Consider the following 12434-nt stretch of genomic DNA (forward strand, 5'->3'; position numbering starts at 1 on the left):
ATAGCATCGAATGAAAAGGTATTGCTATCGAGTGCGCTCTATACTTTATTCTTACCTTTGTAAGTGAATCATTTCATTCCGGGAGGTATTTATAAATGCGTATTTTTGTCACTGGAGCTACCGGTTTTATCGGATCGGCGGTTGTTCGCGAGCTTCTCGCCGCAGGGCACGAGGTTGTCGGGCTTGCCCGTTCGGATAAGGCAGTCGAAGCATTAAAAGCCAATGGAGCGGATGTACATCGGGGATCCCTGGATGACCTTGAGAGCCTGCGTGACGGAGTCGCCGCGGCGGACGGCGTCATTCACCTCGCTTTCAATCACGATTTCTTGAATTTTGCGGCTTCTGCCGAGACGGATCGGCTGGCGACCGAGGCGATCGGAGCAGCACTGAAAGGAACAGGAAAGCCGTTCGTGGGTACCTCGGGTACGTTAATGCTTCCAGCAGGACGCCTTGGGACGGAAGAGGATGCTCCGATTCCGACTACGCCTCGGCGTTCCGAACAAACAGCAATGAAGCTGGTTGAGCAGGGAGTGCGGTCATCGGTTGTTCGCCTGGCACCGTCTGTACACGGCCTTGGTGATCATGGTTTCGTCAAGGCTCTTATCGACATCGCCCGCAGCAAAGGCATCTCTGCTTATATCGGCGACGGGTCTAACCACTGGCCGGCCGTGCATCGCCTTGATGCCGCGCGATTGTACCGGCTGGCGGTGGAAGCCGCACCGGCTGGCGCACGTTTGCATGGGGTTGGCGATGAAGGTATTCCGTTCCGTGATATCGCGGGTGTTATCGGCCGCCATCTAGACCTGCCGGTAGTTGGTATTTCCCCGGAAGAGGCAGACAGTCACTTTGGCTGGCTTTCCTTCGCCGCCAAAGCCGACAACATGGCGTCGAGTACGCTGACCCAAGAAAGCTTGAACTGGCGTCCTGTACATGTTGGATTGATCCAGGATCTTGAAGAGGGGCATTATTTCAATTAACCATGCTTGCGTGTAATAGGCAAACAACCTCCAAGCCCGTTCAGGGCTTGGAGGTTGTTTGCTGTTCATTAACTACTTCAAATTGATTTTTTTGATTTTCTCCATATCGATCTTTGGTTCGCGCGTAATGGTGAGTAAGCCGTTAACTTCCTGCTGAACGTCGGTCAGCTGCGTATAGCAGTAGCCGCTGACGTAATCCAGGTTCTTGATCGCTTGGGTGATGCCTTCATATCGGGCCAGGAAATCTTCTTCGTTCTTCACCTGGTTGCCGTAGCCCCATCCAGACTCGCTCGTAAAGGCGATACCACCGTATTCACTGATGATAACAGGCTGCCCTTGGTAGCTGTACCCGTTAGCGAACGGGTAACGGTATTTATCATGGGCGAAGTCATTGCTGAGCAGCGCGTCCTTATCTTTATAACGCGCTTCGAGCACGGAACCAAGCTCCTCATAATCATGCAGCGTAATGATATCCGAGATGGTGTGCTCCCAGCCGTCATTAACAACAACAGGTCTCATCTGGTCATACGACTTGGTCAAATGATAGATCGACTCCGTGAACTGCTGCTGCTTCCGGTCCGTGAATATTTGTCCGACGCCCCATGATTCATTAAAAGGTACCCAAGTCACAATACTTGGATGGTTGTAATGCTGGCGGACAACTTCCATCCATTCTTTGGTGAACCGTTCTACCGCATCGTCCCCAAACTCGTAAGTGGCAGCGATCTCCGACCAGACGAGCAGGCCCTTGCGGTCAGCCCAGTACAGGTATCTCGGATCCTCAAGCTTCTGATGCTTGCGCACGCCGTTGAAGCCAAGCGCCAGCGTTTTCTCGATATCTTCAATAATCGCTTCCTCAGAAGGCGGCGTCAGATGAGTATCTTCCCAGTAGCCTTGATCAAGCAGAAGGCGCTGATAAAGCGGCTGCTTGTTCAGTAAGATGCGGTCGCCTTTAATTTGGATGCGGCGCATGCCGAAGTAACTGTACACGCTGTCGACCGGCTGGCCGTCTTTCTTCAGAATAACCTCTACGTCGTACAAATTCGGATGATTCGGGTGCCAAGAATGAATCTTCCATTCGTTAACGTCGTTCATGACGCTCATTTCCACCTTCAGGAACGTGCGGTCTACATTCGTTTCAGAAGAGCGGATGAGCTTCCCGTCATATCGAATAATCGTTTGCAGGGTAAGGTTGTCGAAGGAGCGGACGGTGCTGCCCAGCTCGTATTCGAACGTTACCGATGCTTCCTCAAGCTTAGGCGTAATCTTAGCTCTGTTTACATGGTATACATCAACGTATTCGAGCCAAACAGACTGCCAGATGCCCGTTGTTTGTACATACCAGCACCCGTAGTTCTTGTCCGTCCAGCGCTGCTTGCCGCGCGGCTGCATCGTGCTGTTGCCGTCTTCGACCCGGACTATGATGCGGTTGTCTCCGCCAAGCTGTACAGCATCTGTAATATCCAACGAGAACGCGGCATATCCGCCTTCATGCGAACCGATATATACGCCGTTTACCCATACCTTAGCCAAATAATCGACAGCTTGGAAATGGAGGATTACGCGCTTGTCTCCGATTTCCTTCGGAATGGCTACATTCCGTTCGTACCATACGCATGGATGGAATTTCTCCTCGCCGATGCCGCTTGCTTTTGTTTCATAGGTGAACGGAACCTGAATCTTCCGGTCTGCATCCAACTTGCTGTACCACTTGCTGCGCTCTCCTTCAAACGAATCGTCGAAGCGGAAGCTCCATTCACCATTTAATAATTGCCATTCGTCGCGTACCCATTGCGGCCGTGGATAATCCTTCACATACTTGTGCGTGCTTGTCATCCTTCTTTCTCTCCCTTTAGTTAACAATTTGGTTGATATAATAAATAACTTCTTAATGAATTTATTCATATTATGCTAAATTAATAGCATTACGTCAACTAAAATGTTGTTTTATTAACTAACAAGTTAATTAATTATGTAATTAGCTTATTGGTGGTAGAATGAGGAAAACGAATAGAGGTGAAGGGATTATGGAGAAACCCTTGTTAATCATAATCAATGGATTTCCCGGTGCGGGCAAGACGACTTTGGCCAAGCGGCTTTCAAAAGATTTGCGGCTGCCCTTATTGTCCCGGGACGGTATCTATGAGACCCTTTTTGACGCTTTAGATTGTAAGACCAACGGCTCTCCTCCCTTGCTGGCTCCGGCAGCATTTACGTTTTTATATTCTTTTGCCGGCACTTTGCTGGCGGCAGGCCAATCCTTAATAATCGAAGGATTCTTCGGACGGCCGGAATTAAGAACTGCGGAGTTTCTTGAATTGAAGCAGGTTTATGATTTTGAACCGTTTCAAGTGATGTGCAGAGCTGATGGAGAGGTGCTGCTGGAACGTTACTTCGCGCGCATGGGATCAGCAGAACGGCATATTGGCCATCAAGATCTGGAATGGATTGAACAGGAAGGCAATAAAGAGAGGCTTTTGCATGAGAAGCTTGAGCCTTTGTCGATTGGCGGAACGGTTATCGAGATGACTACAACAAGCGATACGGGTTATGCGGATTTGCTCAAGCGACTGAGATCGGCACTTGAGAGAAGTAAATAGCAGGATTCGATGAGTGAAGAGCAGGATCGATACTGCCTCTCCTTAAGCTCAGTAAATATACTAGAGAATAGATTCATTTAGGGGGAGAGCGCGTGACAAAAGATAATCGAATTCCAAGGCTTGATGTGCAGATGTCATGGTGGGGAATGTCTGGATTGGCTGCAGCCGCGGGACACAGTACCGAGGAACAGGTGGAGATGATAGCGGAAGCGGGCTTTGACGGCATCAACGGATTTATCCCGGCTCCACAGGAAGAAGAGAAATGGAGACGGCTCCTCGAGCGTTACGACTTATCTTTTAGCGTTAATGCGTACCCGAAAACCGCTGAAGACATGGAGAGTTTCCTGATCAAAGCGAAAGCATATGGCGGCATCCAACATATCAATGTTCAAGTACTGACGCCATTCTTGATAGACGAGCCGGCTGTTCAGTTGCTCAGCACGATTGATGCGTTATCGGGGCAGGCCGGAATCCAGACCTATATCGAGACGCACCGCGGCACGATAACTCAGGATTTATTGCGTACGATTCAATATATCAAGGCACTGGATTCTTTGCGTTTGACGATCGATCTGTCGCATTATGTGGTGGCTGGCGAGATGCATATGATATCGGAGGAAGCGGAGCAGCTGATCCAGACGGTTCTGACCCGCAGTTCGGCGTTCCATGCCAGGGTGTCGAACGGAGAGCAGGTGCAGGTTGACGTAGGAAAAGATGGACAGCACCCGATGATGACGCACTTCGAACGCTGGTGGAGCGATGGCATGAGGAATTGGCGATCGGAAGCGGGAGAGGGAGCTGTTCTTCCGTTTGTTGTGGAGCTTGGCCCGCCGTCCTATGCGATTACGACAGATGAATACGCGGGACGCACCAATGAAATTAGCAACCGCTGGGAGCAGTCGTTGTTCTTTATGAGAACGGCCAGAAGGCTTTGGTCGGAGGTCGGAAACGATTAACTTGTGTATAAAGGAGAGTTATGGTGACGGACAGAAAGTATTGGATGGATACCTTGGTTCGCATTGCACATCCTGTACTAGATGCATTATCCGAACGGCGGCTTCGTACGGTTATGCCGGTCGAAGCGTTGAAGGAGGGCCGGAGCGACTACACGTATTTGGAAGCACTGGGGCGGACGCTAGCCGGAATTGCGCCGTGGCTCGAGACAGGGCCTCGTACAGGTGACGAAGGTGAGCTTCGAGACCATATGGCAGCTATGGTAAGACGGGCAATCGATGCGGCAACGGATCCGGCTTCGCCTGACTTCATGAATTTTGATAAGGGCGGACAGCCCTTGGTTGATGCAGCTTTTCTCGCAAATGCGGTTCTTCGCGCGCCAAATGAGCTATATGAGCAGTTAGAGCCGAAGGTAAAGGAGAATTTGATATCTGCTTTGCTGGCAACGCGGGTTATTCGCCCCGCTTTCAGTAATTGGCTGCTATTTAGCGCCATGATTGAAGCTGCATTATATCGGATAGGCGCACAATGGGACCGCATGCGTATCGATTATGCGCTGCGGCAGCATGAGCAATGGTACGCAGGTGACGGGGTCTATGGAGACGGCCCTGCCTTTCATTGGGACTATTACAACAGCTTTGTCATTCAACCTATGCTGGTTGAAGTGTTGGATGCCGTCCACGATCAATACGGGGATTGGTCAGACCTTCGAAGCAAGGTGCAGACAAGGGCCGTTCGTTATGCAGCCGTTCAGGAACGGTTGATTTCGCCGGAAGGGACATTTCCGCCAATCGGGAGATCGCTTGCTTATCGGTTTGGCGCGTTCCAGCATTTATCCTTGATGGCATTAAGGGAACAGCTCCCGGAGGAGCTTGAGCCTGCTCAAGTCCGCTGCGCGCTGACGGCGGTCATGAAGAGGCAGATCGAGATGCCGGGCACGTTCGACGACAACGGCTGGCTTCGGATCGGATTTGCCGGGAGTCAGCCGGAAATCGGTGAAGAGTACATTTCTACGGGAAGCTTGTACTTGTGCACGACGGTATTTCTTGCTCTGGGACTGCCGCCTGAAGCCGATTTCTGGCAAGGGGAGGCCGATTGGAGCGCCAGGAAAATATGGTCCGGAGGCGAAGCGCCGAGGGATAAGGCGATTTCGGGCTAATGCGTTACGTGCTGGTTGCCCTCTATATCCTTATTGTACAGGTCCATTTTCTTCATGAGATCTGTTACAATAACGACTAAAGAGGTGAGATCATGCTGGATTCAATCGATAATCTTATATTGCTCAGGCTGTCTCAGAACAGCCGGATTTCATATACCGACCTGGCCAAGGAAGTGGGCTTGTCGGGGGTTGCGGTGAAAGAACGGATTGACAGGCTTGTGAATCAGGGAATCATCGAGCAGTTCTCGATTGTCATCAATGCCGAGAAGCTGGGGAAAAAAATATCCGCTTACTTGGAGCTTGAGGTAGAGCCGGCGCATCTGGATGAAATTCTGGAATTGCTTAAGGCGAATGAACGCGTGGTGGTTCTCTACGAAATGACCGGACCTTGCCTTCTGCACGTTCATTATCTGGTGGAGGATATGGACGAGGTGGATCGTTTCATGCACGAATCCATCTACTCGTTAAAAGGGATATTGCGCGTCGAGAATCAGATTCTGCTTAAGCGTCACAAAAATCAGGATGGCTTAAATATTTAGAAAGAGAACCGCCGGGAACTAGAAGCCCGGCGGTTCCTTTTTTTATAAGGGAATAATTAGTTCGTTTTCGACAATACGGATTTGTAGAAGCTTGCAAAATAGTCGCTGACTACGGCTTTCTCATCCAATAGAAGCACAGGTGCGATCAGCTTCATTTTTTCTCCGTTGTAAGTTGCAGTGGCATCTCCAATCTTCATGACAAGCTTGTTGCCGTTGTAGCTAATGGTGATGGCTTGCTTCGCGTTATTCCAGCCGATCTTTGCTCCAAAACTTTCAAAGCTGCTACGCAGTCCTACGGTCTGTTGCTCTGCCTCGCCGAATTGCCCTTTGCCGATTACCGCATGAACACCCCAATTGCCGTCAACCACTTGCGTAATGCCGAAATCCGTGGAGACCGACATGAGGGAGTAGGCTTCGTCCTCGGTCAGATCCATGCCTTTCATCAGAAAATCCTTCGTTTTATGCGCAGCATCCTTCATCGCTTTATCGATAGAAGAATTGTTGTAGATGTCCTTCTGCGCATTATCCCCAAGCTCTGCCAAGTGGTTGGCGTAGCTGAAGCCGTGCACGACCCATTCATTCTCATTCTCAAGCAGCGGGTAATTGAGGTCGCTCAGCTTTTTGTCTAGATCCGCTTTCTTATGAAGAATGACTTGAATATCGCCGGTCACTGATGTCTCGATTGCCGTTCCGTTGATCTCCGAATCCCCTTGGCCAGCATGTGGGTCACCTACCGACAGCAGCGCGCCTGGTACGGAAACCGGATAGTACATGGATGCGCCTTCGGTTACGCGCCAATCATCCACATTGCCGCCGAAGTAGGAAGGCGGGACGGAGTCAACAATATCCGCTTCTTTCGGAGCGACGCCCATCGTGCCAAAATGCAGCCTTACCGGTACCTTCACGCCTTTCAGTACACTATAATTCTCCTCAACCGTATCGTGATCTACAATGACGCCGGGATAATCGATTGTCGGATGTACTTTGCCGTCCGGATCGGTTTGCGGTGTCCACCTGAAGCTGTAAAGCGCGGTGGCATAATCTGTGACGCCGTCAGATTCCATCTCATAGATCGTGACAACCTCGCGCTTCTTTGGTTCTTCTGCCATATCTCCGTATAAGTAACCCCAGTTGGCGGCTGCGTTGACGCCATAGGTTTTGCCTTCATGCTTTTCGTTGCCGTTAGGCCGGAGCTTCATGTCTAATATTTTCACTTCCAGAACATCGCCCGGTTCTGCTCCATCGACAGCGATAGGTCCTGTCATAATATGTACGCCGGGTCCGCGCAGATCTTCGTTCTTCTCTACACTATCCCAGTGAAAAATATCCTCCACGCCGGCATCGCCTTCTATCATTCTCTCGTAATCATCACCGGAATGATGGGTAATCGCTTCGACAGTTACGATGTCGCCGGAATTGACCGTAAGCACCGGATCGCCTTTGCCGATATTCCCCCAACGGACATTGTCCGCATTGGCGGCAAGATAATGTGTTTTTGGCAGTGATTTCGTGTTAGCATTCGCTACATAAAGCGGCGAACCAAGTGTTGTTAAAGCAGATAAAGCCATAATAACCTTCCATGACATCCTTTTCCCCATAATCAAGTCTCCTTTTTTATTAATACGTGTAAGTTTTCCTAACATGTTAGTGAGACTGAGTATAGCAGAAGGTATTGGAATTAACAATATAAAGTTTTATGCGTATATGAATTAAATATATTAAGAATCTGCGCCCATATGGTTTATATATTTAATTCATACTTGAAGCGGGATATAGACTCGACTGCTGCCGGCTTGCAAATATAGCACAATAGGTCAATTCAAAGCATAAAAAGTGATTATCAAGCTGTCCTGTTATATCCTAATATGTAGGGGTTAAGGTTAGTTGTACCGGTTAATAGGAACTGGAGAGATTACGAGGAGGATTGACCAAATGTCATTGGATTATGAAGCGTATCTTTTTGTGCATTTTACCGGCGAGCATGAGGATGGCGAGCAGGTTTATTTCTCTGTAAGCAAGGACGGACTTCACTGGAATGACCTGAATCCAGGCAAGCCTGTTTTACAATCCGGCATTGGCGAAAAGGGAGTACGCGATCCTTTTATTATCCGTTCTCCATTGGACAACAAATTTTACATCATTGCGACGGATTTGCGCATTGCAAATGATAAGGGTTGGGATGCGGCTCAGCATCGCGGCAGCCGCTCGATTATCGTCTGGGAGTCTTCGGATCTTGTGAATTGGTCGAAGGAGAGAAGCGTGGAGATTGATCTTCCCGATGCAGGCTGCGTCTGGGCGCCGGAGACGATCTTTGACGAGGAAGCGGGAGAGCATCTCATGTTCTGGGCATCCATGGTGAAAGCAGGAGAGAGCGATCCTAAGCAGATTATTTACAGCTCCAGAACAACGGATTTTATCAGCTTCACGAAGCCCGAGAAATATATCGAACGCGGCAATCATGTGATTGATACGACCATTATCAGGGAAGGGAATACGTATTACCGGTACTCGAAGGACGAAACAACGAAGTGCATTACGGTTGAGCGCAGCAATTCGTTATCCCGTTCGTCCTTCCAAGAGCTGCATTTTCCTGTATTGGACAAGCTGTTTGGAGTAGAAGGGCCGGAGGTATTCAAATTCAATGACCGTAACGAATGGTGCCTGATGGTTGATCAATATGCCACAGGCAAGGGGTATCTGCCGCTTATTACCGAAGACTTGTCCAGCGGACAGTTCCGTGTGCTGAATCCGGAAGAGTATAACCTCGGGGCAACAAAGAAGAGACACGGATCTTTCCTGAATCTGACCGGAACGGAATATAAGGCCTTATTGGAAGCCTGGGGGACAAAGGGGAAATAAGACAAAAAGCTTAGCGTGGAGCAATCCATGCTAAGCTTTTTTCGTTCACCCAGTTATCCGGCTGCAACAATCACCTTTATGTCGTATTCGGTGCATATTTTTCCAAAGGGGACGGGCAGCTCGGCATCGGTGATCAGTACGTCGATGTCGTCAAACGGGCATACCCGGTGAAAAAGCGTTTTCTCGAATTTGGAGGAATCGGCCAGAAGTATAACCTGATTTGCCCGCTTGATCATTTCCCGTTTCAGGTAAGCTTCTTCCACAGTAGGGGCAAACAAGCCTTCGGCTGTAATGCCGCATGTACCGAGGAAAAGCTTGTCTACCCGGATGTCGCTGAGCATCTCGATCGTGCGTGGTCCAAAGGCATAACGATGCCAGGCATGAAGCTCACCGCCAAGCATATGGGTTCTTGTCTGCGGCTTGTCGCACAGGATGGCAGCGATATCGATCGAATTGGTGACAACAACGTTATCCTGAGAGGGCATAAATTCGGCGATATATTGCGTTGTTGTTCCCGTATCCAGCATCAAATAGTCACCGCTCTGAATAAGTGACGTTGCAGCCAGGGCGATGGAGCGCTTGCTGCCTGCATCGGTGAGCCGCTCTTTGTAGCTGCTAATTTGCTTGGTCATCGAAGGCAAAATAGCGCCGCCGCGTACGCGGACGATTAGGCCGTCCGATTCCATCCGGACAAGATCCCGCCTTGCTGTATCATAAGAGACCTCGTATTTCGTACAAATGTCTTCCATGCTTATATTGTGATTCCGTTTCAAATAATCGACGATCGATTGTATCCGTTCCTCTTGCGTCATTCTATGCCCACCTTATTCATACATTCTTCTTTCATTATAAGCATCCGGGGAATTTGGACACAAGGAAAATATGATTTTTAGTAAGTGTTTTGCTTAAAATAATAAGTATATTAATTACATTCTGTTGAATATATGCACATCTTCACTTATACTGATTAAAGAAAATGGCGGTAAAGGAGTGCTCGGAAATGAACAAAGTGAACGTAGGATTAGTCGGATTCGGATTATCGGGACAAGTCTTTCATGCACCAATTATTCAGTCTGTCGAGGGAATGGAAATCGTGAAGGTGGTCTCAAGCAACCCGGATAAAGTGGGACAGTATTTGCCGGACGCCTCAGTCGTAACCTCGTTAGAGGAATTGTTGTTTGATGAACATATTGATCTTGTTGTCATTACATCGCCTAATCAGACGCATTATCCATATGCTAAGCAAGCCTTGCTCGCTGGCAAACACGTGATTGTTGAGAAGCCTTTTGTCATCTCATCGGAAGAAGCAGAAGATCTGATCGAGACGGCCAAGCTGCAGAATAAGAAACTTAGCGTATATCAGAACCGGAGATGGGATAATGATTTTCTCACGGTGAAGAGCCTTATTGCTTCCGGTAAACTGGGGGATATCGCTTCCTACGAGACGCATTATGACCGTTTCCGGCCGCAAGTATCGGACAGATGGAGAGAGAAAGCGGGGCCGGGCTCCGGTATGCTCTATGATCTTGGTGCACACTTGATTGATCAAACGCTGCATCTGTTCGGAAAGCCGGCAAGCGTATATGCCGATCTGCTCGTGCAAAGAACAGGCTCCGAGGTCGTTGATTATTTCCATCTGATACTGACGTATGAGAACATGCGGGTCATTCTCCATAGCGGTTCGCTTGTCATGCAGCATGGTCCAAGATTCCAGGTGCACGGCAGTCAGGGCAGCTTTATCAAGTACGGGCTGGATTCACAAGAGGATATGCTTCGGCGAGGCGGCCTGCCGGGCCAGCCTGATTGGGGCAAGGACCGGGAAGATTGGTATGGCGATCTCACGTTAACGGTTGACGGCCAAGCGGTAACAAGCAAGGTGCCGACGCAACAAGGAAGCTATGAACGCTTCTATGAAGGCATGTATCAAGCGATAACAGACAACAAGCCTGTACCGGTTGATGCGGCAGATGCGATGAATACGATTAGAGTCATTGAGCTTGCGATTCAAAGTAGCAGGGAGAAAAGAGTTTTGCCTTTTAATTAAATAACACAAGCAGAAAAGCGCTTAACATGGCGGAGTCCATGCTAAGCGCTTTTTGTGCTTTATGCGATTACTTCATATACTTGCGATCGATGTAGGTAAGCTTGCTGACAATGTCCTGATAGTAGTTGCCGAAGCCTGAGCCGTAGATGGTCAGTCCGCCTATGTTCTTCGCGTCTTCCCTGACCTCCAGCCTGAGGTCCCACTGCAGCCGTCTAATGTCGACGTTGTCGATCGTATAGTCTGATACCTTTGTTCCTTCGATGAATGTGCCGTCGTTATTGATACGGATATGGACGAGCAAGCCATACTGATTCATCTCGATATTCCACCACTCTGGTGTATACTTGCCGCGCGTGCCGCCGAAGTCGCCGGGGCTTGTCCATTTGCCGATCGGGAAGCCGTTGAACGTGAAGGAGATGTCGGATGGCCAATGCTCGTTGGACAGCGGGGCCTCTGAAGCGAGCTCCATCGTGAGCTCAAGCTCTTCAGGCTCTTCCTCGGGCATCAGGAAGTTTGGAATTTTGTACGAAATAAAGCCTTTCAAGAACCACAAAATCTTAGCGTCGACACGTTCCTGGTCGAGGAAATAACGCGGGTCGTCGAAGCCGTCGCCGATGATTTTGTACTTGGAAGCCAGGCCGCACGTAGGCTTGACGTCGAAATCGGTGAAATGTCCGATGGAGATGTTGGAAATATGGAAGTTGCGCGGAATCATTCCTTTGCTCGGGAACACGAGCTCGATCCGGTCGGCTACTAGCGTGCAAAGCTTTTGTGATGCGCCCTTGCCAGGAATCATCTCCGTGCGGACCAAGTCAGCCCGTTCAAGCTTCTTGACGTGCATCGTAATGATCGAGTTGCTAAGTCCAAGTGCGGAGGCCAAGTCTTTCATAATCATCGGCTCTTGTCCGAGCAGCTCGATGATCTTAATCCGGACGTTGCTGGCCAAAGCCTCGAATAAGGGGAGATTATTCTCCGATACAATTGTTTCCATGTGACCTCTTTTTATAGTTCATTTTATTATTAAATATACCTCATCCGATTGAGTTCTGACAAGAGTACACAACAATCATTTAAATTTTTGAATTAAATTACGAAGAACTTAACAAAAATATGAAACACTTTATAGAAAATCGTTGACAAAATGAATCGTGCGTTTTAACATGCTAAATATCACAGTCATCTACGAAATACTTCACATTTATGTAAAATACTTAAGCGGCAACTGTAAATCATTCGTATCATTTGCAGGAAGCAGCCACGCATTCGGAAGGGAGGGTACTTTTTTTCGGAGTGAATATGTAA

Annotated in this window: 11 protein-coding genes; 7 read left to right on the forward strand and 4 right to left on the reverse strand. The window is 49.0% G+C overall.

Going from position 1 to position 12434, the window contains the following annotated elements; genetic code table 11:
- The first annotated feature begins 95 nt into the window (after positions 1-95).
- On the forward strand, positions 96-977 hold the full coding sequence (locus BM200_RS09820; RefSeq protein WP_091184502.1) for an SDR family oxidoreductase: 882 nt from the start codon (positions 96-98) through the stop codon (positions 975-977).
- Positions 978-1049: 72 nt separating this feature from the next.
- Here BM200_RS09820 and BM200_RS09825 read toward each other — a convergent pair whose 3' ends face one another.
- Positions 1050-2813: a glycoside hydrolase family 2 protein gene (locus tag BM200_RS09825; protein WP_091184504.1), complete on the reverse strand. Its 1764-nt coding sequence runs from the start codon at positions 2811-2813 to the stop codon at positions 1050-1052.
- A 191-nt stretch (positions 2814-3004) separates the two neighbouring features.
- On the opposite strand from BM200_RS09825, the gene BM200_RS09830 reads away from it, so the two are divergent.
- From BM200_RS09830 to BM200_RS09845, 4 genes are all read left to right on the forward strand, one after another.
- The gene (locus BM200_RS09830; RefSeq protein ID WP_091184507.1) at positions 3005-3577 is read left to right on the forward strand and encodes a P-loop nucleotide/nucleoside kinase family protein; all 573 of its coding nucleotides are present in this window, start codon (positions 3005-3007) and stop codon (positions 3575-3577) included.
- Positions 3578-3669: 92 nt separating this feature from the next.
- The gene (locus BM200_RS09835) at positions 3670-4533 is read left to right on the forward strand and encodes a sugar phosphate isomerase/epimerase family protein (protein WP_245772967.1); all 864 of its coding nucleotides are present in this window, start codon (positions 3670-3672) and stop codon (positions 4531-4533) included.
- 20 nt (positions 4534-4553) lie between these two features.
- The gene (locus BM200_RS09840; RefSeq protein ID WP_091184510.1) at positions 4554-5690 is read left to right on the forward strand and encodes a DUF2264 domain-containing protein; all 1137 of its coding nucleotides are present in this window, start codon (positions 4554-4556) and stop codon (positions 5688-5690) included.
- A gap of 92 nt (positions 5691-5782) precedes the next feature.
- Positions 5783-6229, forward strand: a complete 447-nt coding sequence (locus tag BM200_RS09845; protein WP_091184511.1) for an Lrp/AsnC family transcriptional regulator — start codon at positions 5783-5785, stop codon at positions 6227-6229.
- A gap of 56 nt (positions 6230-6285) precedes the next feature.
- Here BM200_RS09845 and BM200_RS09850 read toward each other — a convergent pair whose 3' ends face one another.
- Positions 6286-7827, reverse strand: a complete 1542-nt coding sequence (locus BM200_RS09850; protein WP_091184514.1) for an acetamidase/formamidase family protein — start codon at positions 7825-7827, stop codon at positions 6286-6288.
- 334 nt (positions 7828-8161) lie between these two features.
- Between BM200_RS09850 and BM200_RS09855 the strand changes: the two genes are divergently transcribed.
- Entirely contained in the window at positions 8162-9088 is a 927-nt protein-coding gene (locus BM200_RS09855) for a glycoside hydrolase family 43 protein (RefSeq protein ID WP_091184516.1), read from the forward strand.
- A gap of 53 nt (positions 9089-9141) precedes the next feature.
- On the opposite strand, the gene BM200_RS09860 is transcribed toward BM200_RS09855, so the two are convergent.
- Positions 9142-9900, reverse strand: a complete 759-nt coding sequence (locus tag BM200_RS09860; protein WP_091184518.1) for a DeoR/GlpR family DNA-binding transcription regulator — start codon at positions 9898-9900, stop codon at positions 9142-9144.
- Positions 9901-10088: 188 nt separating this feature from the next.
- Between BM200_RS09860 and BM200_RS09865 the strand changes: the two genes are divergently transcribed.
- Complete coding sequence (locus BM200_RS09865) at positions 10089-11132, forward strand: oxidoreductase (RefSeq protein ID WP_091184520.1); 1044 nt, start codon at positions 10089-10091, stop codon at positions 11130-11132.
- A gap of 67 nt (positions 11133-11199) precedes the next feature.
- On the opposite strand, the gene BM200_RS09870 is transcribed toward BM200_RS09865, so the two are convergent.
- Entirely contained in the window at positions 11200-12123 is a 924-nt protein-coding gene (locus tag BM200_RS09870) for an ArsR/SmtB family transcription factor (RefSeq protein WP_091184523.1), read from the reverse strand.
- Positions 12124-12434 lie beyond the last annotated feature (311 nt).

Source organism: Paenibacillus catalpae (genome assembly GCF_900112695.1).
Classification (GTDB): domain Bacteria; phylum Bacillota; class Bacilli; order Paenibacillales; family Paenibacillaceae; genus Pristimantibacillus; species Pristimantibacillus catalpae.